Source organism: Streptomyces buecherae (assembly GCF_014295035.1).
GTDB classification, from domain to species: Bacteria; Actinomycetota; Actinomycetes; order Streptomycetales; family Streptomycetaceae; genus Streptomyces; species Streptomyces youssoufiensis.
In genome coordinates this window covers 1,529,863-1,554,777 of the sequence record NZ_CP060404.1, presented here as the reverse complement: position 1 = coordinate 1,554,777, position 24,915 = coordinate 1,529,863, and the positions used below count along the sequence as shown (strand labels likewise).

Genomic DNA, 24,915 nt, shown 5'->3' with positions numbered 1-24,915 from the left:
CACGCGAGCGCCGAGGCAGTTCTCTGGCCTCCTTTCATTCTTCAGTCTTCTTTGACTCGTAACAGGCAAGGGTTTCATGGTGAACGAAGATAGGCTTCGGGACTACCTCAAGCGGGTAACGGCTGATCTGCACCAAGCGCGCCAACGCCTGCGCGAGCTGGAGGCAGGAGAGCAGGAACCCATCGCGATCGTGGCGATGAGCTGCCGTTTCCCGGGCGGTGTGGGGAGCCCCGAGGATTTGTGGCGGCTGGTGGCCGGCGGTGGTGATGCCATTTCCGATTTCCCGTCCAATCGCGGATGGGACGTGGAGGGAATGTACGACCCGGACCCGGAAAGTTCGGGGACGTTCTACTCCCGTGAGGGCGGTTTCCTTCACGACGCGGACGAGTTCGACGCGGGCTTCTTCGGGATCTCGCCGCGTGAGGCCCTTGCCATGGACCCGCAGCAGCGGCTGCTGCTTGAGACCTCGTGGGAGGTCTTCGAGCGGGCGGGCATCGCTCCGGGATCGGTGAAGGGCCGCCGTGGTGGTGTGTTCGTGGGAGCCGCCACCTCGGGCTACGGGGCGGACGTCGTCGGTTTCCCCGAGGAGATCGAGGGCCACCTGCTGACCGGTACGGCGACCTCGGTCGTATCGGGCCGTATCTCGTACACGCTCGGCCTTGAGGGGCCCGCGGTGACGGTGGACACGGCGTGTTCGTCGTCGCTGGTCGCGCTGCACCTGGCCGCGCAGGCGCTGCGCCAGGGCGAGTGTGACCTGGCTCTTGCCGGCGGTGCCACGGTGATGTCCACACCGGGTGCCTTCGTGGAGTTCAGCCGACAGCGCGGGCTGGCCCCCGACGGCCGCTGCAAGCCGTACGCGGACGCGGCGGACGGCACGGGCTGGTCCGAGGGCGTCGGCATGCTGCTGGTGGAGCGGCTGTCGGACGCGCGCAAGAACGGCCACCCGGTGCTGGCGATCGTGCGGGGTTCGGCGGTCAACCAGGACGGCGCCAGCAACGGTCTGACCGCGCCCAACGGCCCGTCCCAGCAGCGGGTGATCCGCGACGCGCTGGCGAGTGCCCGTCTGGCTGCCGCCGATGTGGACGTGGTGGAGGGCCACGGTACCGGTACGTCCCTGGGTGACCCGATCGAGGCGCAGGCGCTGTTGGCCACCTACGGCCAGGAACGGCCGGAGGGCCGTCCGCTGTGGTTGGGTTCGCTGAAGTCGAACCTCGGTCACACGCAGGCCGCGGCCGGTGTCGCGGGCGTCATCAAGATGGTGATGGCGATGCGGCATGGTGTGTTGCCGCAGTCGCTGCATGTGGATGAGCCGTCGCGGCAGGTGGACTGGTCGGCGGGTGAGGTGCGGCTGCTGACGGAGGCCACCCAGTGGCCTGAGACCGGGCGTCCGCGTCGGGCTGGTGTTTCCGCCTTCGGTGTGAGCGGGACCAACGCGCACACCATCATCGAGCAGGCCCCGCCGGTCGGCGAGGAGGAGTCCGGGGCCGGGGAGGTTCCGGCTACCGGTGTCGACAGTGGTGTGGCTACGTGGTTGCTGTCGGCTCGTGGCGCGGAGGCGCTGCGGGCGCAGGCGGCGCGGCTCAGGTCGTTCCTGTTGGAGCAGGACGAGTGGAGCGCGTGGGATGTCGGCCACTCGCTGGTGGCGACGCGGTCGATGTTCGAACACCGTGCGGTGGTGTCGGGCGCGAGTCGAGCGGAACTCCTCGCCGGGCTCGATGCCGTCGCATCCGGCGAAGCCGCCCCGGGACTGGTCCAAGGCGTGGCCGGGGCGGCCGTCAAGACCGCGTTCCTGTTCTCCGGCCAGGGCGCGCAACGCCTGGGTATGGGTCGGGAGTTGTGCGAGGCGTTCCCGGTGTTCGCGCAAGCTCTGGACGAGGTGTGCGCGCACCTGGATGTCGTGCTTGACCGTCCGTTGAAGGACGTGGTGTTCGCGGCCGAGGGCAGTGCGGACGCCGAACTGCTGGACCGGACCGCGTTCACGCAGCCCGCGTTGTTCGCCGTTGAGGTGGCGTTGTTCCGGCTGCTTGAGCACTGGGGTGTCACCCCGGACGTGGTGATGGGCCACTCCGTCGGTGAGATCGCCGCCGCGCACGTGGCGGGGGTGTTCTCGCTGGAGGACGCGTGCACGCTGGTGGCCGCGCGTGGTCGGTTGATGCAGGCGCTGCCGGCCGGTGGGGCGATGGTCGCCATCCAGGCGTCCGAGGAGGAGGTCGCCGGGTCGCTGGTCGGTCGTGAGGCCGAGGTGAGTATCGCTGCCGTCAACGGCCCGACGGCCGTGGTCATCGCGGGTGACGAGGCCGCCGTACTGGAGGTTGCCGCACAGTGGGCCGAGCAGGGCCGTAAGACCAGCCGCCTGCGGGTCAGCCACGCGTTCCACTCGCCCCGTATGGACGCCATGCTGGACGACTTCCGTCGCGTCGCGCGGGACCTGACCTTCCGGGCTCCCACCCTGGCGCTGGTCTCCAATGTCACCGGAGAGCCGGTCGGGGCCGACGATGTCCGCTCCCCCGAGTACTGGGTGCGGCACGTGCGCGCGGCCGTGCGGTTCGCCGACGGCGTTCGGTCCCTCCAGGCTCAGGGCGTCACCGCGTACATCGAGGTGGGCCCCGACGGTGTGCTCTCGGCGATGGCGCGGGACTGCCTGGCGGGCGAGGCGACTTGGGCCCCGGTCGTGGTGCCGGTCCTGCGCAAGGACCGGCCGGAGGTGCAGGCGCTGACGGCGGCGCTGACCGAGGCCCATGTGCACGGTGTGACGGTCGGCTGGGAGCAGGTCTTCGCCGGGCGCGGTGCGCGGACGGTGGAGCTGCCGACGTACGCCTTCCAGCGTCAGCGCTATTGGCTGGAGGGCACGGGCGGAGCCTCGGGCGCCTCCGCCGCCGCGGACTCGGTGGACGCGCGGTTCTGGGACGCCGTGGAGCGTGAGGACCTGGAGGCGCTGGCACAGACGCTGGACGTCGACGGGAGCGGTTCGCTGGGCGAGCTACTGCCCGCGCTGTCCTCGTACCGCCGTCAGCGACGCGACCGGGCCACGGTCGACGGCTGGCGCTACCGGATCTCGTGGAAGCCGGTCTCGGAGACCCCCGCGGCCACACTGCCGGGTACCTGGCTCATGGTCGTTCCCGCGTCCGGTGTCGCCGACGCGTTCGCCGACTCGGTGTCCGCCGCGCTCCAGCGGCACGGTGCCGATGTCGTGCGTCTGGTGGCGGACGAGGCCGACCTCGCCCCCGGCGCGCTGGCCGGGCGACTGCGTGACGTGGCCCCCGAGCCGTCCGGGCTCGGCGGTGTGCTGTCCCTGCTGGGGGTGGACGAGCGGCCCTGCACCGAGCACCCGGTGGTCTCGCGCGGCCTCGCGCTGGCGCTGGCGCTGGTGCGCGCCCTGGCCGAGACGGACATCCGCGCCCGGCTGTGGTGCGCCACCCGGGGTGCTGTGTCGGTGGGCCGTTCCGACCAGCTCACCAGCGCCGTGCAGGCGGAGATCTGGGGTCTGGGCCGGGTGGCCGCCCTGGAGCACCCCCGGATCTGGGGCGGTCTGGTCGATCTGCCCGAGACCGTGGACGAGCGCGCCGCCGCGCGACTGGCCTGGGCCCTGTCCGCCGGAGACGGCGAGGACCAGGTGGCGGTACGCGGCTCCGGAGCGTACGCCCGGCGCCTGACCCGGGTCACGGTCGGCAACGGGTCGGCGGAGCGCGCGTGGCGCCCCCGGGGCTCGGTGCTGATCACCGGCGGCACCGGGGCCCTGGGCGCCCAGGTGGCGCGCTGGGCCGCGCGTGAGGGCGCGGAACACCTGGTGCTGGCGAGCCGTCGAGGCCCGTCGGCCGACGGCGTTTACGAACTCACCGCTGAACTCGAGGCACTCGGCGCCGAAGTGACCGTGGTGGCCTGCGACGCCGCCGACCGGGACGCCCTGGCCGAGGTGCTGGCCGCCGTACCGGAGCGGTATCCGCTGACCGCCGTCGTGCACGCGGCGGGCATCCTGGACGACGGTGTGCTCGACGGCCTGACCGTCGGCCAACTCGCCGGGACCTTGGCCGCGAAGGCCGAGGGCGCGCGTCATCTGCACGAGCTGACCGCGGAGCTGTCGCTCGACGCGTTCGTGCTGTTCTCCTCGTTCGCCGGTGCCGTCGGCGGCGCCGGCCAGGCCGCCTACGCGGCGGCCAACGCCTACCTCGACGCGCTGGCACAGCACCGCCGGGCCCAGGGCCTGGCCGCCACCTCGGTCGCCTGGGGCCCGTGGGCCGAGAGCGGGATGGCCGCGAGCGGCCGAGCCGGGGAGCGGGCGCGCGGCGGGCCACTGCCCCCCATGACTCCCTCGCTGGCCCTGGACGCGCTGGGCTGGGCCGCCGGCCAGGACGAGGCCGCGCTGGTCGTGGCCGACATCGACTGGACCCGCATGGCCTCCGCGCTGAGCGCCGGCCCCAGCGCCCTGGTCAGCGACATCCCCGAGGCACGTGAGCTGCTGACCGCCGCGGCCGGCACTATCGGCCAGGCCGGACCGGGCCATGACCTGCGCGGACAACTGGCCGGACAGTCGGACGAGGAACAGCGCCTCCTCCTGCTGGACCTCGTCCGCACCCACGCGGCCTCGGCACTCGGCCACTTCTCGGCCGACTCCGTCGAGCCGGGCCGCGCCTTCCGGGACCTCGGGTTCGACTCCCTGACGGCCATCGAGCTGCGTAACCGACTCGACCTGGCCACCGGTCTGAGCCTGCCCGCCACCCTCATCTTCGACTACCCGACCGCCGAGGTGCTCGCCGACCAGCTACGGCGTGAGCTGGGCGGCGCCCACGCCGAGGCCGCCACGTCGGCGGTCTCGCACCGCGTGCGGCCGGATGACGACGACCCCATCGCGATCGTGGCGATGAGCTGCCGCTTCCCCGGAGGCGTGGAGAACCCGCAGGACCTGTGGCGACTCCTGGCCGAGGGCGGCGACGGCATCGCCGGGTTCCCCGGCGACCGGGGCTGGGACGTCGAGGGCATGTACCACCCGGACCCCGAGCACCCGGGCACCTTCTACGCCCGCGAGGGCGGATTCCTCTACGGGGCGCCCCAGTTCGACCCCACCTTCTTCGGGATCTCGCCGCGCGAGGCGCTCGCCATGGACCCGCAGCAGCGGCTGCTGCTTGAGACGTCCTGGGAGGCGTTCGAGTACGGAGGCGTCAAGCCGGCCGCGCTGCGCGGCAGCCGTACCGGTGTGTTCGTCGGCACCAACGGCCAGGACTACTCCACGATCATGCTCGACGCCGTCGAGGACTTCGGTGGCCACGTGGGTACGGGAAGCGCGGCCAGCGTGGTGTCCGGCCGTATCTCCTACACCTTCGGCCTTGAGGGGCCCGCGGTGACGGTGGACACGGCGTGTTCGTCGTCGCTCGTCGCGCTGCATCTCGCGGTGCAGGCACTACGCCAGGGCGAGTGCGACCTGGCGCTCGCCGGTGGTGTGTCGGTCATGTCGACACCCGGCGCCTTCGTGGAGTTCAGCCGCCAGCGTGGCCTGGCCCCCGACGGCCGCTGCAAGCCGTTCGCGGAGGGCGCGGACGGCACGGGCTGGTCCGAGGGTGTCGGCATGCTGCTGGTGGAGCGGCTGTCGGACGCGCGCAGGAACGGCCACCCGGTGCTGGCGGTGGTCCGCGGCAGCGCCATCAACCAGGACGGTGCCAGCAACGGTCTGACGGCGCCGAACGGCCCGTCGCAGCAGCGGGTGATCCGGCAGGCGCTGGCCAGCGCCGGGCTGTCCGCCGCCGAGGTGGACGCGGTGGAGGCGCACGGTACGGGTACGACGCTGGGTGACCCGATCGAGGCGCAGGCGCTGCTGGCCACCTACGGTCAGGAACGGTCGGAGGGCCGCCCGCTGATGCTGGGCGCCATCAAGTCCAACATCGGGCATACGCAGGCCGCCGCGGGTGTGGCCGGGGTCATCAAGATGGTGATGGCCATGCGGCACGGTGTGCTGCCGAAGACGCTGCACGTGGATGAGCCGTCGAGTCAGGTGGACTGGTCGGCGGGTGAGGTGCGGCTGCTGACGGAGGCCACCGCGTGGCCCGAGACCGGCCGTCCGCGCCGGGCGGGTGTCTCCTCGTTCGGGCTGAGCGGGACCAACGCCCACACCATCATCGAGCAGGCCCCCGAGCTGGAAGAGGCCCTGGCCTCGGAAGCGGCCGGGCCCGGGACGCCGGTGTCGACGGACGTGGTGCCGTGGCTGGTCTCCGGGAAGAGCCGGGAGGCGCTGCGGGCGCAGGCCGAGCGGCTGTACGGGGACGTGGCGGCTCGCGAGGACGTCAGGGCGCTGGACGTCGGCCACACGCTGGCGGCCAGGTCGGTGTTCGAGCACCGTGCCGTACTGGTCGGCGAGGACCGGGAGGCCCTGCTGCGCGGCCTGCGGGCCGTCGCGGAGGGCGGCATCGCCTCGGGAGTCGTCCAGCGGCAGGCCGTAACGGGTGGCCGGACGGCGTTCCTGTTCTCGGGCCAGGGTGCGCAACGCCTGGGTATGGGTCGGGAGTTGTACGAGGCGTTCCCGGTGTTCGCCCGTGCGCTTGACGAGGTGTGTGCGCATCTGGATGTGCTGCTCGACCGTCCGTTGAAGGACGTGGTGTTCGCGGCGGAGGGCAGCGCGGATGCCGAACTGCTGGATCGGACGGGGTTCACGCAGCCCGCGCTCTTCGCCGTCGAGGTGGCGTTGTTCCGGCTCCTTGAGCACTGGGGTGTCACCCCGGACGTGCTGATCGGTCACTCCGTCGGTGAGATCGCCGCCGCGTATGTGGCGGGGGTGTTCTCGCTGGAGGACGCGTGTGCGCTGGTTGCCGCGCGTGGTCGGTTGATGCAGACGCTGCCGGAGGGCGGCGCGATGGTGGCCATCCAGGCATCGGAGGAGGAGGTCGCCGGCTCGCTCGCTGGTCGTGAGGCCGAGGTGAGTGTCGCGGCGGTCAACGGCCCGACGGCCGTGGTCATCGCGGGTGACGAGACCGCCGTACGGGAGGTTGCCGCACAGTGGGCCGGGCAGGGCCGTAAGACCAGCCGCCTGCGGGTCAGCCATGCCTTCCACTCGCCGCGTATGGACGCCATGCTGGACGACTTCCGTGACGTCGTCACCGGTCTGTCCTTCCAGGCACCGGCCATCGCCCTGGTGTCGAATGTGACGGGCGAGGCGGCGGGCGCCGACGAGGTGTGCTCGCCGGAGTACTGGGTGCGCCATGCCCGGGAGGCCGTGCGCTTCGCGGACGGCATGCGGGCGCTCAGCGCCCAGGGCGTCACCAGGTTCCTGGAGGTCGGCCCCGACGGTGTGCTGTCCGCGATGGCGCGGGACTGCCTGACGCCGGACGAGGCGGCGGCCTCGGCCGTGGTGCCGGTCCTGCGCAAGGACCGCCCCGAGGCCCAGGCGCTGACGACGGCGCTGGCCGAACTCCACGTCCACGGCGCCTCGGTGGAGTGGGAGTCCGTGTTCGCCGGGCGCGGCGCGCGGATGGTCGAGCTGCCGACGTACGCCTTCCAGCGTGAGCGGTACTGGCCCGAGGTGTCCCTCTCCCTGAGCGGCTTGGACGCGCGGGGCGCCGCCGATTCGGTGGACGCGCGGTTCTGGGAAGCGGTCGAGCGCGAGGATCTCGAAGCGCTCACCGAGGCGCTTGACGTCGACGGCGAGACGCCGCTGAGCGCGGTGCTGCCGGCGCTGTCCACGTACCACCGCGACAGGCGTGACCGGTCCACGATCGACAACTGGCGCTACCGCGTGGCGTGGAAGCCCGTCTCGGACGTGGCCGGTGGGTCGCTGTCGGGGACGTGGCTGGTGGTCGTTCCGGCGTCGCGTGCCGAGGACGAGTGGGTGACGGAGGCCGTCGCCGGGCTCCGGCGCCATGGCGCCGATGTGGTGCCGCTGGTGGCGGACGAGCGTGACCTCGACGCCGGGGCGCTGGGGGAGCGGCTGCGCGCCGCGGTCGCCGAAGCGCCCGCTGTGGGTGGCGTGTTGTCGCTGCTTGCCCTGGACGAGGAGCCTTGTTCCGGACACCCCGAGCTGCCCAGCGGCCTCGCCCTGACGCTGACCCTGGTGCGGACCATGGCGGACACGGGCATCGAGGCTTCGCTGTGGTGCGGCACGCGGGGCGCGGTCTCGGTGGGCCGTTCCGAGCGGCTCAGCCGTCCGACGCAGGCGATGGTGTGGGCGTTGGGCCGGGTGGCCGCGTTGGAGCTGCCGGGGCTGTGGGGCGGTCTGGTCGATCTGCCCGAGGTGCTGGATGAGCGTGCGGTCGCGCGGCTGGTGGGCGTGTTGTCCGCCGAGGCCGGTGAGGGTGGCGAGGACCAGGTCGCGGTGCGTGGCTCTGGTGTGTTCGTGCGGCGCCTGGCCCGGTCGGCGGCGCCTGCCGCTGACGTAACGCCGTGGCGTACGCGTGGGACGGCGTTGGTGACTGGTGGTACGGGTGCGCTGGGTGGTCGGGTGGCCCGCTGGCTGGTGGGTAACGGTGCCGAGCATGTGGTGTTGACCAGTCGCCGTGGTCTTGAGGCGCCGGGTGCGCCCGAGCTGCGTGAGGAGCTTGAGGCCCTGGGCGCCCAGGTGACCGTGGTGGCCTGTGATGTGGCTGACCGAGAGCAGTTGGCCGCGGTGCTGGACGCCGTGCCTGAGGAGTACCCGCTTGCGGCGGTGGTCCACGCCGCGGGTGCCAACGCGGCGGGGCCGCTGGCCGAGACGACGGTGGCCGATGCCGCCGCTGTGATCTCCGGCAAGGTAGCCGGCGCCGTCAACCTGGACGCGTTGCTGGGTGATCGCGAGTTGGACGCGTTCGTGGTGTTCTCCTCGATCGCGGGTGTGTGGGGTAGTGGTGGTCAGGCTGCTTATGGCGCGGCCAACGCCTACCTGGACGCGTTGGTGGAGGACCGCCGGGGCCGGGGCCTGGCTGGTACGGCTGTGGCCTGGGGGCCGTGGGCGGAAAGCGGTATGGCGGCCGGCGACGGTGGCGACCAGTTGGCCCGTCGTGGTCTGCCCGCGATGGCGCCAGAACTGGCTCTCGCGGCGCTGCGTGGCGCGGTCGCGGGCGATGACGGTGTGCTGACGGTCGCCGACGTGGACTGGGAGCGGTTCGCCCCCGCGTTCACGATGGGGCGGCCCAGCCCGCTCCTCGGCGAACTGCCCGAGGTCGTATCGGCCCTGGAACAGGCCCGTGTCGCTGAGAAGAGCCACGCCGAGGGCGGTTCGGCACTGCGGGAGCGTCTGGCGGGGCTGACCGAGGCCGAGGTCGATCGGGCTCTGCTCGATCTCGTGCGTGGTCAGGCGGCGGCGGTGCTCGGTTTCGCGGGTGCGGAGGTGGTGGAGCCGGGGCGGGCGTTCAAGGAGCTGGGGTTCGATTCGCTTACCGCGGTGGAGTTCCGTAATCGGTTGAACGCGGAGACGGGGTTGGTGTTGCCGGCCACGTTGGTCTTCGACTTCCCGAGTTCTGTGGTGCTGGCTGGTCATCTGCGTGCCGAGGTGTTGGGTAGGCGGGAGGCGGTGGCGGTGCCTTCGGCGGTGGTGGCCCCGGTCGATGATGACCCGATCGCGATCGTCGGGATGAGCTGCCGTTTCCCGGGTGGCGTCGGAAGCCCCGAGGATCTGTGGAACCTCGTCGCGGCCGGCACGGACGCCATCACGGACTTCCCCTCCGACCGGGGCTGGGACATCGACGGGATGTACGACCCCGACCCGGAGCGCCTGGGCACGTTCTACGCCCGCGAGGGCGGGTTCCTCGACGGGGCGAGCGAGTTCGACGCCGCCTTCTTCGGGATCTCGCCGCGCGAGGCCCTGGCCATGGACCCGCAGCAGCGGCTGCTGCTTGAGACGTCCTGGGAGGCGTTCGAGCGCGCCGGCATCGACCCGGCGTCCGTACGCGGCAACCAGATCGGCGTCTACGTCGGCGCCGCGACCTCCGGCTACGGAACGGGACTGCACGAGATCCCCGAGGGACTCGAAGGGCAGTTGCTGACCGGCAGTGCCACCTCGGTCGTCTCCGGTCGTATCTCCTACACGCTGGGTCTTGAGGGGCCGGCGCTGACCGTGGACACGGCGTGCTCGTCGTCGCTGGTCGCCCTGCACCAGGCCGCGCAGGCGCTGCGCCAGGGTGAGTGCGACATGGCGCTCGCCGGCGGCGTCACCGTGATGACCAACCCGGCCGCCTTCGTCGAGTTCAGCCGCCAGCGTGGCCTGGCCCCCGACGGCCGCTGCAAGCCCTTCGCGGACGCGGCGGACGGCACGGGCTGGTCCGAGGGTGTGGGCATGCTCCTTGTGGAGCGGCTGTCCGACGCCCGACGCAACGGCCACCAGGTGCTGGCGATCGTGCGGGGCTCGGCCGTCAACCAGGACGGCGCGTCCAACGGCCTCACGGCGCCCAACGGACCGTCCCAGCAGCGGGTGATCCGCCAGGCACTCGCCAACGCCGGAGTGTCCGCCGCCGACATCCAGGTGGTGGAGGCGCACGGTACGGGGACGACGCTGGGTGACCCGATCGAGGCGCAGGCGCTGCTGGCCACCTACGGTCAGGACCGGCCGGAGAACCTGCCGCTGTGGCTGGGTTCGCTCAAGTCGAACCTCGGCCACACCCAGGCCGCCGCCGGTGTCGCCGGTGTCATCAAGATGGTGATGGCGATGCGGCACGGTGTGCTGCCGAAGACGCTGCACGTGGACGAGCCGTCGAACCAGGTGGACTGGTCGGCGGGTGAGGTGCGGCTGCTCACGGAGGCCACCCAGTGGCCCGAGACCGGGCACCCGCGCCGGGCCGGTGTCTCGGCCTTCGGCGTGAGCGGGACCAACGCCCACACCATCATCGAGCAGGCCCCGCCGGTCGAGGCCGAGGCGCAGCCCGGCCCGGCCCCCGCCGACGACCACGGCCTGGCCCCCTGGACGCTCTCGGCCCGGAGCCCGGAAGCCCTGCGCGCCCAGGCCGAGCGGCTGCGGACCCACCTGGTCGACGGACCCGAGCACGGCGTTCTGGACATCGCCGAATCGCTGGTCGCCACACGCTCGGTGTTCGAGCACCGCGCGGTGCTGCTGGGCACCGAACGCGAGACGCTGCTGCGCGGCCTGGAGACCCTCGCCGCGGGCGACGACGCCCCCGGCATCGTCCAGGGGCAGGCCGCAGGCGGCGGCAAGACCGCGTTCCTGTTCACCGGCCAGGGTGCGCAACGCCTGGGCATGGGGCGGGAGTTGTACGAGACGTTCCCGGTGTTCGCCCGCGCCCTGGACGAGGTGTGCGCGCACCTGGACGTCGTCCTGGACCGTCCGCTGAAGGACGTATTGTTCGCGGCCGAGGGCAGCGTCGACGCCGAACTGCTGGACGGGACCGCGTTCACGCAGCCCGCGCTCTTCGCCGTCGAGGTGGCGTTGTTCCGGCTCCTTGAGCACTGGGGTGTCAAGCCGGACGTGCTCATCGGCCACTCGGTCGGTGAGATCGCCGCCGCGCACGTGGCGGGGGTGTTCTCGCTGGAGGACGCGTGCGCGCTGGTCGCGGCGCGCGGTCGGTTGATGCAGGCCCTGCCGGCCGGTGGGGCGATGGTCGCCATCGAGGCGTCCGAGGAGGAGGTCGCCGGATCGCTTGCCGGTCGTGAGGCCGAGGTGAGCATCGCGGCGGTCAACGGCCCGACGGCCGTGGTCATCGCGGGTGACGAGGCCGCCGTACTGGAGATCGCCGGCCAGTGGTCGGAGCAGGGCCGCAAGACCAGCCGCCTGCGGGTCAGCCACGCGTTCCACTCGCCCCGCATGGACGCCATGCTGGACGACTTCCGTGCGGTCGCGCGGACGCTCGCCTACAACAGCCCGTCCGTCGCGTTCATCTCGAATGTCACGGGTGAGCAGGCCGGTGCCGACGAGGTGCGCGCGCCGGAGTACTGGGTGCGGCATGTGCGGGAGACCGTCCGCTTCCTCAACGGGGTGCGGGCCCTCGAAGCGCAGGGCGTCACCGCGTACATCGAGGTGGGCCCCGACGGCGTGCTGTCGGCCCTGGCCCAGGACTGCCTGACCCGACCGGTCGCCGACATCACGGCCGAGGACACACCGGCCCCCCTGTTGGTGCCGGTGCTGCGCAAGGACCGCCCCGAGTCACAAGCACTCGTCGCGGCCCTCGCCGAGATCCACGTCCACGGCGAAACCGTCGACTGGCGGGCCTTCTTCGCAGGACGCGGCGCCCGCCGCGTGGACCTTCCCACCTACGCGTTCCAGCACCAGCGCTACTGGCTGGAGGCCGGTACCTCGGCGGGCGACGCCTCGGCCTTCGGCCTCGACCCCGCCGACCACCCACTGCTCGGCGGCGCCGTCCCCCTCGCGGGCGCCGACGGCCTGTTGTTCACCGGAACCCTCTCGCTGCACACCCAGCCCTGGCTGGCCGACCACGTCCTGCGCGGCGAGGCGGTCCTGGCGACCACGGCCCTCGTCGAACTGGCCATCCGCGCCGGCGACGAGGTCGGCCTCGGTCACGTGGAGGAACTCGTCATCCAGGCGCCGCTGGCTGTCCCCCGAGGCGGCGGCGTCCAGATCCAACTCGTCCTCGGCGAGGAGGACGAGACCGGCACCCGTTCGCTGGAGATGTACTCACGAGTGGGTGAGGACGCGGACGAGGACGCGGACGAGTGGATCTGCCACGCCAGTGGTGTGCTCGCCCCGGAGCCGGACGACGCCACGGCCGCCGAGGCGGCGGCGGGCTTCGCCGCATGGCCCCCGCCCGGCGCCGAGCGCGTCGAGGTGGACGGCCTGTACGAGACGCTCGCCGGCGACGGCCTCGTCTACGGCCCCTCCTTCCGTGGCCTGCGCGCGGTGTGGCAGCGCGACGACGCGGTGTTCGCCGAGGTCAGCCTCGCTGAGGAGTCCGTCGTGGACGCCCAGCGGTTCGGGCTGCACCCCGCCCTTCTGGACGCGGCGTTGCAGCCGCTCGGCCTCGGCGTGCTGGACGGTGTGGGGCGCGGACGCATGCTGTTCAGCCTCGCCGGGATATCGCTGTACGCGTCCGGTGCCTCCGCGCTGCGCGTCAGGCTCGCCCGTACGGGTCCGGAGACCCTCTCCCTGACCGCGGTCGACGGAGCCGGTGACACCGTGCTCACCGCGGACACGCTGACCCTCCGTCAGGTCACCCCGGAGCAGCCGGAGGCCACCCCAGCGGCCGACGCGGCCGAGACCCTGCCCGAGCCCGCCGTCTCGCCCGAGGCGGTCGCCGAAACTTCTGTGGCGGAGACCTCCTCCGCCAAGCCGTCACGCCGCCGCAAGGCCGCACGGCGCTCCGCCAAGCGGGGCGGGACGGACTCCGGGCCGCTCGCCGCGCTGCGGGAGCGGTTGGCCGGGCTCTCCGAGCCCGAGCAGGACCGGATGCTGCTCGAAGTGATCCGTACGCACGTCGCGGCGGTGCTCGGACACGCCTCGGCTGGCGCCGTCCAGGGCTCGCAGGCGTTCAAGGACCTCGGCTTCAGCTCGCTGACCGCCGTCGAGTTCCGCAACCGGGTGAGCAAGGCCATCGGCCTGCGGCTCCCGGCGACGGCGGTGTTCGACTACCCGACCCCCGCCGAACTCGCCAAGTTCACCCGTGCCGAGGTCCTCGGCACGGAGACCGGAGCGGTGCGGCCGGTGCCGGTCGCGGTGGCGGGCAACGACGATCCGATCGTCATCGTGGGAATGAGCTGCCGCTACCCCGGAGAGGTGACCACCCCGGAGGACCTGTGGAACCTGGTCGCCGAAGGCCGGGACGGCATCTCTCCCTTCCCGACCGACCGAGGCTGGGACGTGGAGAACCTCTACGACCCGGACCCGGACGAGCCGGGCAAGTGCTACACGCGGGAAGGCGGCTTCCTGCACGGCGCCAGCCAGTTCGACCCGGCGTTCTTCGGGATCTCGCCGCGTGAGGCGCTCTCGATGGACCCGCAGCACAGGCTGCTCCTCGAGACCTCGTGGGAGGCGCTGGAGCGGGCCGGTATCGACCCGGTCTCCGCGAAGGGCAGCCAGACCGGTGTCTACGCGGGCGTGACCTACCAGGACTACGGCGGTGTCCTCGCCGGGTCTCAGGACAACGTCGAGGGTTACATCGGCACCGGCGTCTCGCCCAGCGTGCTCTCCGGCCGCATCTCCTACACCCTGGGCCTCGAAGGGCCGGCGGTGACGGTGGACACGGCGTGTTCGTCGTCGCTGGTCGCCCTGCACCTCGCGTGGCAGGCGCTGCGCCAGGGCGAGTGCGACCTGGCGCTCGCCGGTGGTGTGACGGTGATGTCCACACCGATGTCGCTGATCGAGTTCAGCCGCCAGCGCGCGCTCGCCTCCGACGGCCGCAGCAAGCCGTTCTCGGCCGCCGCGGACGGCGCCAGCTGGGCCGAGGGCGTCGGCATGCTCGTCCTCGAACGGCTCTCGGACGCCCGCCGCAACGGCCACCCCATCCTCGCCGTGGTGCGGGGCAGCGCGGTGAACCAGGACGGCGCGAGCAACGGCCTCACGGCGCCCAACGGCCCCTCGCAGCAGCGGGTCATCCGGCAGGCACTGGCGAACGCCCGCCTGTCGGCCGCCGAGATCGACGCGGTCGAGGCGCACGGTACGGGTACGTCGCTGGGTGACCCGATCGAGGCCCAGGCGCTGTTGGCCACCTACGGTCAGGAGCGCCCCGAGGGCCAGCCCCTGTGGCTGGGGGCCATCAAGTCCAACATCGGGCATTCGCAGGCCGCCGCCGGTGTCGGTGGCGTCATCAAGATGGTGATGGCGATGCGGCACGGCGTACTGCCGAAGTCGCTGCACATCGACGAGCCGTCGCCGATGGTGGACTGGACGGCCGGCGACGTCGAGCTGCTGGCCGAGGCCAGGCCGTGGCCGGAGACGGGGCATCCGCGTCGCGCGGGTGTGTCGGCGTTCGGCATGAGCGGCACCAACGTGCACACCATCCTGGAACAGGCCCCCGAGGCCGAGGGGGCCGAGGCGGTCGAGGAGGCCGAGCCCGTCGGAACCGAGCCCGTCGGGGCCGGGGCCGTCGACGGTCCGGTGGCGTGGGTCGTGTCCGGCAAGAGCGGTGACGCGCTGCGGGACCAGGCCGACAGGCTGCGGAAGTTCGTGACCGAGCGCCCCGAGCTGAGCGCCGCCGACGTGGCGCTCTCCCTGGCGACGACCAGGTCCGCGTTCCAGTACCGGGGCGCGGTGACCGGGACCAGCCGTGAGCAGCTCCTCGAACGCCTGGAGGCGATGGCCGAGGGCGCGAGGACACCGGGCGTGGTCCGCGCCAACGCCATCGAGGCACCTGGCCGTTCGGTGTTCGTGTTCCCGGGTCAGGGGGCGCAGTGGGTGGGTATGGCGGTGGGGTTGTTGGACTCCTCGCCGGTGTTCGCCGAGGCGGTGGCCGAGTGTGAGGTGGCCCTGTCGGCGTATGTGCACTGGTCGCTGACGGATGTGCTGCGTGGTGCCGAGGGTGCTCCCGGCTATGACCGGGTGGATGTCGTTCAGCCGGTGTTGTTCGCGGTGATGGTGTCGTTGGCGAAGCTGTGGCGTTCGGTGGGTGTCGAGCCGGACGCGGTGATGGGTCACAGCCAGGGTGAGATCGCGGCGGCCTGTGTGGCGGGCGCGTTGTCGCTGGAGGACGCGGCGAAGGTGGTGGCGCTGCGGTCGCGGGCCATCGCGGCCGGGCTGGCGGGTCGCGGTGGGATGGTGTCGGTCGGGCTTCCGGTGGACCAGGTCAGGGAGCGCATCGCCGCCTGGGACGGCGCCGTGTCGGTCGCCGCGGTCAACGGTCCGGGTTCGGTCGTGGTCTCGGGTGATCCGGGTGCGTTGGACGAGATGGTGGCCGAGCTTGAGGGTGAGGAGGTGCGGGTTCGCCGGGTGCCGGTGGACTACGCCTCGCACTCCGCCCACGTGGAGTCGATCCGCGAGGAACTGTTGAAGGTCCTGGCGGATCTGGAGCCGCGCTCGTCTGAGGTGCCGTTCTACTCGACGGTGTCGGGTGAGTTGGTGGACACGGCCGGGCTGGACGCGGGGTACTGGTACCGCAACCTGCGCCAGACGGTGGAGTTGGAGGCCACGACTCGCCTCCTGCTGGATGACGGTCACACCGTGTTCATTGAGGTGAGCCCGCATCCGGTGCTGACCCTGCCGGTGCAGCAGACGGTGGAGGCCGTCGAGGCGCAGGCCGTGGTCGTGGGGACACTGCGCCGTGACGAGGGCGGGGCCGAGCGGTTCCTGACCTCGATCGCCGAGCTGCATGTCAACGGCGCCGACGTCGACTGGCGGAAGGTGTTCGCCGGACACGGTGGCCGGCAGGTCGACCTGCCGACGTACGCCTTCCAGCGGCAGCGGTACTGGCCGCAGCCGGGCGAGGACGGCGGGTTCGGCAACGGCCCCGTCTCCGAGGTCGACTCGGTGGACGCCCGGTTCTGGGAAGCCGTCGAGCGCGAGGACCTCGAAGGGCTCGCGCAGACGCTGGAGCTCGACGGGGAGGCCCCGCTCAGTGCGGTGCTGCCCGCCCTGTCGTCGTACCGGCGAGGCAGGCGTGACCGCTCCACGGTCGACAACTGGCGCTACCGGATCAACTGGAAGCCCCTCATCGACCAGCCGTTGGCCGGCTCCGGGCAGGAGCAGGGCGCCCCGATCACCGGTACCTGGGCGATCGTCGTCCCGCCGGTCGACGCCGCCCGTGAACTGGCGGAGCGCGTCGCACGGGACGTGGAGCGCCACGGTGCCCGCGTGGTGCGGGTCGACCTGGACGCGACGGAGCCGGAGCGGTTTTCGCTGGCCGGACTCCTGCGGGCCGCGGCCCCCGGCACGTCCGCCACGGACGGCTCCGAGCAGGACGGGACGCTCGCGATCGACGGAGTGCTCTCCCTGCTGGCCCTTGACGAGGAGGCGCTCGCCGGACACCCGGGCGTTCCGCGCGGCTTCGCCGGCACGGTGGCCCTGGTCCAGGCGCTCGCCGACATCGACATCGACGTGCCGTTGTGGCTCGCCACCACCGGTGCCGTGTCCGTGGGCCGTTCCGACCGGGTCGGCAGCGTCAAGCAGTCCCTGGTGTGGGGTCTGGGCCGGGTGGTCGGCCTGGAGTACGCACAGCGCTGGGGCGGTCTCGTCGACCTGCCCGAGTCGCCGGACGCGCTCGACGAGCGGGCGCTGAACCGTCTGGTCGGCCTGATCGGGCGCTCCGGCGACGAGGACCAGGTGGCGGTGCGCGCTTCCGGGGTCTTCGCGCGGAGGCTGGTCCGGGCGCCCTTGGGCGATGCCCGGCCGGCCCGCGCCTGGCAGCCTCGTGGCAGCGTTCTGATCACCGGTGGTACGGGTGCTCTCGGTGGCCGTCTCGCCCGTTGGCTGGCCCGTGGCGGCGCCGAGCACCTGGTGCTCACCAGCCGCCGTGGCCCGGACGCCCCCGGCGCGGCCGAGTTGAGGGACGAACTGACCGCCCTGGGCGCGCGGGTCACCGTCGCCGCCTGTGACGCCGCCGACCGTGACGCGCTGCGGGAGCTCCTCGACGGGCTGCCCGCGGAGTACCCGCTGACCGGCGTGGTGCACGCGGCCGGTGTGCTGGACGACGGCCTCGTCGACACCCTCACCGTCCCCAGGACGCAGGGGGTCTTCCGGCCCAAGGTGGACGCCGCGGTGAACCTCCACGAGCTGACCCGGGACCTGGACCTGTCCGCGTTCATCCTCTTCTCCTCGTACGCCGGAACCGTCGGTGGTGCCGGTCAGGGCAGCTACGCCGCCGCGAACGCCTTCCTCGACGCCCTGGCGCAGCAGCGCCGGGCCCAGGGGCTGGCCGCGACCTCGGTGGCGTGGGGCGCCTGGGGCGGCGGCGGTCTGGTCGACGACGCCACCGCGGCCCAGTTGAAGCGGCGCGGTATGCCGCCGCTGGTGCCCGAACTGGCCGTCGAGGCCCTTCAGCAGGCGCTCGACCACGACGAGGTGGACATCACCGTCGCCGATGTGGACTGGGAGCGTTACGCCCCCGGGTTCGCCTCGGCCCGGCCGCGTCCGCTGCTCAACGAGCTGCCGGAGGTACGGCGGGCCCTGGAGGAGGCGGAGGCCGAGCTGGGCGCGGCCCTCACCGGGCTGGCCGTACGCCTCGAAGGACTGTCGGCCGCCGAACGCGAGACGGAGGTCCTCGACCTCGTCAGGACCCACGCCGCCGAGGTGATCGGTTACCCGAACGCCGACGCGGTGGAGCCGGAGCGGGCCTTCAGGGACATCGGGTTCGACTCGCTGACCGCCGTGGAGCTGCGCAACGGGCTCAGCGCGGCGGCCGGTGTGAACCTTCCGATCACCATGGCCTTCGACTACCCGACGCCCACGGCGCTCGCCCGGTTCATCCTCGGCGAGGTGCTGGGCACCGTGCCCGCGCCGGCCGACGAGCAGCCGGTGGTCACGGGCACGGTCGTGGACGACGACCCGATCGCGATCGTGTCCATGAGCTGCCGCTTCCCCGGCGGGGTGCGCACTCCGGAGGACCTGTGGCGACTGGTCTCCGAGGGCAGCGACGTGATCAGCGCGTACCCGACCAACCGTGGCTGGGACCTGGACGACCTGTACGACCCGGACCCGGAGAACACGGGCACCAGCTACGCCAGCGGCGGCGGTTTCGTCTACGACGCCGACGAGTTCGACCCGGCGTTCTTCGGGATCGCCCCCCGCGAGGCGCTGACCATCGACCCGCAGCAGCGGCTGCTCCTTGAGACGTCCTGGGAGGCGATCGAGCGGGCGGGCATCGACCCCACGTCGCTCAAGGGAAGCCGGACCGGCGTCTTCGCCGGAAGCAACGGCCAGGACTACATCGGCCTGCTGCTGACCGCCCCGGGCGGCCCCGACGGCTACCTCGGAACCGGTAACGCGGGCAGCGTCGTGTCGGGCCGCGTCTCCTACACCTTCGGCCTCGAAGGACCGGCCGTCACGGTGGACACGGCGTGCTCCTCGTCCCTGGTGGCACTGCACATGGCCGTGCAGTCGCTGCGCCAGGGGGAGTGCTCCATGGCGCTGGCCGGCGGTGTCACGATCATGTCCACCCCGGGCTCGTTCGTGGACTTCAGCCGCCAGAAGGGGCTGTCGTCGGACGGGCGCTGCAAGGCGTTCGCGGCATCGGCCGACGGCACGGGCTGGGGCGAGGGTGTCGGCGTGCTGCTCCTTGAGCGGCTGTCGGACGCACGGCGCAACGGCCACCCGGTCATGGCGATCGTGCGCGGCTCCGCCGTCAACCAGGACGGCGCCAGCAACGGCCTGACGGCGCCCAACGGGCCGTCGCAGCAGCGGGTGATCCGGCAGGCGCTGGCCAGCGCCGACCTCGCCGCCCACCAGGTGCACGCGGTCGAGGCGCACGGCACCGGCACCCGGCTGGGTGACCCGATCGAGGCGCAGGCGCTGCTGGCCACGTACGGCCAGGGGCGGCCCGATGACCAGCCGCTGTGGCTGGGTTCGATCAAGTCGAACATCGGTCACACGCAGGCGGCGGCCGGTGTCGCGGGTGTCATCAAGATGGTGATGGCCATGCGCGAGGGCGTGCTGCCGAAGACGCTCCACGCGGACGAGCCCACACCCCACGTGGACTGGACGGCCGGCGAGGTCCGGCTGCTGACCGCGCCGACCGCGTGGCCGGAGAACGGCGAACCGCGACGGGCGGGTATCTCCTCGTTCGGCATCAGCGGTACCAACGCCCACACCATCATCGAGCAGGCCCCGGAACCCGAGGAGCCGGAGGCGGTGTCGCGGGTCGGCACGGACGGTCTCCCGACCGGTGCGCGCACGCTCCCCTGGACGATCAGCGGCAAGGGCGCCGCGGCGCTGCGCGCGCAGGCGCGCGGCCTGCGCGACCACCTGGCGGACCATCCCGAACTCGACCTGGGCGACGTGGGTTACTCGCTCACGGTCTCCCGGTCCGTCTTCGACCACCGTGCCGTCCTCCTGAACGGTGACCGGGACGCGCTGCTGAGTGGCCTCGACGCCATCGCCTCGGGCGCCACGGCCCCCGGGGTCGTCCAGGGATCGGTGGGCACCGGCGGGAAGACGGCGTTCCTGTTCTCGGGCCAGGGTGCGCAACGCCTGGGCATGGGACGGGAGTTGTACGACGCGTTCCCGGTGTTCGCCCAGGCCCTGGACGAGGTGTGCGCGCACCTGGACGTCGTCCTTGACCGTCCGCTGCGCGAGGTGGTGTTCGCGGCCGAGGACAGCGCGGATGCCGAACTGTTGGACCGGACGGGTTTCACGCAGCCGGCGTTGTTCGCCGTCGAGGTGGCGTTGTTCCGGTTGCTGGAGCACTGGGGTGTCACCCCGGATGTGCTCATCGGCCACTCGGTGGGTGAGGTCACGGCCGCGTACGTGGCGGGGGTGTTCTCGCTGGAGGACGCGTGTGCGTTGATCGCGGCGCGTGGTCGGTTGATGCAGGCGCTGCCGGAGGGCGGCGCGATGGTGGCCATCCAGGCATCGGAGGAGGAGGTCGCCGGATCGCTGGCCGGTCGTGAGGCCGAGGTGAGCATCGCGGCGGTCAACGGCCCGACGGCCGTGGTGATCGCGGGTGACGAGACCGCGGTGCTGGAGATCGCCGAGGACTGGGCCGGACAGGGCCGCAAGACCCGTCGCCTGCGGGTCAGCCACGCCTTCCACTCGCCCCGTATGGACGCGATGCTGGACGACTTCCGCCAGGTCGTCGAGGGGCTGACCTTCCAGGCACCGTCGATCTCCCTGGTCTCCAACCTCACGGGCGCGCCGGCGGGCGCGGAGCAGGTGTGCTCGGCGGAGTACTGGGTGCGCCACGTGCGCGAGGCCGTGCGGTTCGCCGACGGGGTGCGGGCACTGGAGAAGCTCGGGGTGACCTCGTTCCTGGAGGTGGGCCCCGACGGTGTGCTCACCGCGATGACGCAGGAGTGCCTGACGGCCGACGAGGCCGGGGGCGCGCGCGTCCTCGTCCCCGTACTGCGCAAGAACCGCCCCGAGGTCCAGTCGCTGACCACGGCGCTGGCGGAACTCCACGTCCACGGCACCACCGTGAACTGGTCGACGGCGTTCGCCGGACACGACGTCCGGCGGGTGGAGCTGCCCACCTACGCGTTCCAGCGGCAGCGCTACTGGCCGAAGGCCGGCGGCCCCATGACCGGGGACGTCGCCTCCGTCGGCCTCAGCTCCCCCAACCACCCGCTGCTGGGTGCCGGGGTCGAACTCGCGGGCAGCGACGGATTCCTGTTCACCAGCAGGCTGTCGGTGCAGAGCCAGCCCTGGCTGGCCGACCACGCGATCGCGGGCGCGGCCCTGTTCCCGGGGACCGGATTCCTCGAACTGGCCATCCGCGCGGCCGACCAGGTCGGCTGCGGCCGGGTCGAGGAGGTCACCCTGGCCACCCCGATGGTCCTGCCCGAGAACGAACCGGTCCAGGTGCAGCTGTGGGTGGATGACGCGGACGAGACGGGCCACCGCTCGATCGGCCTCTACTCCCGCCCGGCCGACGCCCCCTCGGGCGAGCCGTGGACGCAGCACGCGGCCGGCGCGCTGGCCCCCGCCGGCCCCGAGCCGTCGTTCGACCTGGGCGTATGGCCCCCGGCGGACGCGGAAGCGCTGGACATCAGCGACTTCTACGAGCGCTTCGCCGCCTCCGGCTTCGCCTACGGCCCGGTGTTCCAGGGCCTGCGGGCCGCCTGGCGCGCCGGCGACGACGTCTACGTCGAGGTCAGCCTCGGCGAGGAGCACGCGTCACTGGCGGCCGACTTCGGCCTCCACCCGGCGCTGCTTGACGCCGCCGTGCAGGCGGTGACCTTCGTCGCCCTGGAGGACGTCGGGCTCTCCCGGCTCCCGTTCTCCTGGAGCGGGGTGTCGCTCCACGCAGGTGGCGCCTCCACGCTGCGGGTGCGCCTCACCCAGTTGGGGCCGGACTCCATCTCCCTCGCGGTGGCCGACGGAACAGGCCGCCCCGTGGCGTCGATCGAGTCCCTCGTACTGCGCCCGGTATCCGTGGACCACATCGACACGGCCAGGACGTCGGCGTTCCGCGACTCGCTGTTCACGCTGGACTGGACCCCCGTGCCGGCCGTCTCCCCGGCGGACGCGACCACGGCCACCTGGGCCGTGGTGGGCACCGACCACTACGGACTGGCCGCCGGGGCGATCGCCGGGGCCCAGGTGACCGCCTACGCCGATCTCGACGCCCTGGGCGCCGCGATCGACGACGGCGCCGCCGCCCCGGAGGCCGTGCTGGTCTCCTACGCGCCGGGCCTCGCCGACGAGGCGGCGCAGGGCGGGCCCAAGAGCAAGGGGAAGGGCAAGGCGAAGGGCAGGGGCAAGGCCAAGCGGGGTTTGGAGCCCGTGGAAGCCATCCACGCGGTGACGCACCACACGCTCGGCATGATCCAGGGCTGGCTGGGCGACCGCCGGTTCGCTTCCTCCCGGCTGGTCTTCGTGACCTCGGGCGCGATGGCACCCGACGATCGCGACGAGACCCCGGACCTGATCCACGCCCCGCTGTGGGGCATGGTGCGGTCCGCGCAGTCGGAGAATCCGAACTGCTTCGTCCTGGTGGACCTCGACGAGGACGAGGCGTCCAAGGCCGTACTGCCCGCGGTGCTCGCCACCGACGAGCCGCAGGCCGTGGTCCGCGAGGGCACGGTGCTCGGCCAGCGCATGGCTCGGGTCTCCTCGGGCACCGCGCTGCTGCCGCCCGCCGGGGTGCGGGACTGGCGGCTGGACATGCACGCCAAGGGGACCCTGGAGAACCTGGCGCTGCTGCCCAGCCCGGACGCCTCGGAGGAACTCGGCGCGACCGAGATCAGGGTGGCGCTGCGCGCCGCGGGCCTGAACTTCCGCGACGTGCTCAACGCCCTGGGGATGTACCCCGGGGAGGCCGGGCCGCTCGGTGGTGAGGGTGCCGGCGTGGTGACCGAGGTCGGCTCCGCGGTGCGGGACCTCGTCCCCGGTGACAAGGTGATGGGCATCTTCAGCGGGTCGTTCGGCCCGTTCGCCATCACCGACCGGCGCGTCGTCGCCCGGGTCCCGGAGAACTGGACGTTCGAGCAGGCGGCCTCCACCCCGATCGTGTTCCTGACGGCCTACTACGCCATGGTGGACCTGGCTGGCCTGAAGGCCGGTCAGTCGGTGCTGGTGCACTCCGCCGCGGGTGGCGTGGGCATGGCCACGCTCCAGTTGGCACGGCACCTCGGCGCCGAGGTCTTCGGCACCGCGAGCGAGGGCAAGTGGGACACGCTGCGGTCGCTGGGTCTGGACGACGAGCACATCGCGTCGTCCCGGACGCTGGACTTCGAGAAGCGCTTCCTCGAAGCGACCGGCGGGCGCGGCATGGACGTGGTGCTCGACTCGCTGGCGCGGGAGTTCGTGGACGCCGGCCTGCGGCTGCTGCCGAGCGGCGGCCGGTTCCTGGAGATGGGCAAGACCGACATCCGGATTCCGGAAGAGGTGGCCGCCGAGTACCCCGGTGTCTCCTACCGGGCGTTCGACCTGATCGAGGCGGGACCCGACCGCATCAACGAGATGTGGAACGACCTGATCGCGCTCTTCGAGCAGGGAGTACTGCGACCGCTGCCGGTACGCACCTGGGACGTCCGCAGGGCGCCCGACGCCTTCCGCTTCCTCAGCCAGGCACGCCACACCGGCAAGGTGGCGCTGACGATGCCGAGGACGCTGGACGGTCGTGGCACGGTGTTGATCACGGGTGGTACGGGTGGTCTGGGTGCGTTGTTGGCTCGTCACCTTGTGGTCGAGCACGGTGTGCGTTCTCTGGTGTTGACGAGTCGTCGTGGCGTGGAGGCGCCGGGCGCGGTGGAGTTGGTGGCGGAGTTGGTGGGGTTGGGTGCGCAGGCGCGGGTGGTGGCCTGTGATGTTGCTGATCGTGCCGCGGTGGAGGGTGTGTTGGCGGGGATCGGGTCTGAGTACCCGTTGTCGGCTGTGGTGCATGCGGCGGGTGTGCTGGATGACGGTGTGGTGGAGTCGTTGACGCCGGAGCGGGTGGATCGGGTGTTGCGTCCGAAGGTGGACGCGGCGTTGCACCTGCACGAGCTGACCCGCGACCTCGACCTCTCCGCGTTCATCCTGTTCTCCTCCGTATCCGGGACCTTCGGCGGCGCGGGCCAGGCCAACTACGCGGCGGGCAACGCCTTCATGGACGCCCTCGCCCAGCACCGCAGGGCCGCGGGCCTCGCGGCGGCCTCCCTCGTATGGGGGCCGTGGACGCAGGACGGCGGCATGACCACCGAACTGGCCGACGCCGACGTCACCCGGATGACCAGGACCGGCATGGTCGCCCTCACCCCCGAGGCCGGGCTCGCGCTGTTCGACGCGACCCGCGATCTCGACGGTGCCGTCCTGGTGCCCATGACGATGGACATGTCCTCGGTGGGCGAGCCGGTACCCGCGCTCCTGCGCGGACTGGTGCGCGCACCCGCGCGCCGGACCGCGGAGTCGGCGGCCACGAGCACCACGGTCGATCCGGCCGCCGCGCTCAAGCAGCACCTGGCCGGGAAGTCCGAGACGGAGCGCGAGCGCGTCCTGGTGGACCTGGTGTGCGACCAGGTGGCCGTCGTCCTCGGATACGCGTCGGGGCAGGCGATCGACCCCGGACACGCCTTCAAGGACCTGGGCTTCGACTCCCTGTCGGCCGTCGAGCTGCGCAACCGGCTCAACGCGATCACCGGAACGCGGCTGCCGGCGACCCTGGTGTTCGACTACCCGACGCCGGCGTCGCTCGCACGGTTCCTGCGCGAGGAGGTCGCCCCCGCCGACGAGCCCGCGACCGAGCACGTCTTCGGAGAACTCGACCAACTGGAATCCACCCTGTCGGCGCTCGCGTCCGACAGCAAGACGCACGCCCAGGTCATGGCGCGGCTCCAGGGGATGGTGGCGAAGTGGTCCGCCGGCGGTACCGGCCAGGTGGCCGGCGCCGTGACGGTGGCGGACGACGACCTGGACGACAGCAGCGAGATCGAGTCGGCCACCGCCGACGACATCTTCAAACTCATCGATGACGAATTCGGAATGTCCTGACGTGGCGA

The 24,915-nt window shown here is 72.3% G+C and carries 1 protein-coding gene; it reads left to right on the top strand.

The annotated features are described in order from the left end of the window. Positions 1 to 76: 76 nt before the first annotated feature. Positions 77 to 24,907, top strand: coding sequence for a type I polyketide synthase (locus H7H31_RS05675; RefSeq protein WP_187117806.1), 24,831 nt, complete (start codon positions 77 to 79; stop codon positions 24,905 to 24,907). Positions 24,908 to 24,915: the final 8 nt, after the last annotated feature.

Coding starts and splice junctions, on each gene's coding strand:
- H7H31_RS05675 (WP_187117806.1), top strand. CDS start 77: ATGGTGAACGAAGATAGGCTTCGGGACTACCTCAAGCGGGTAACGGCT.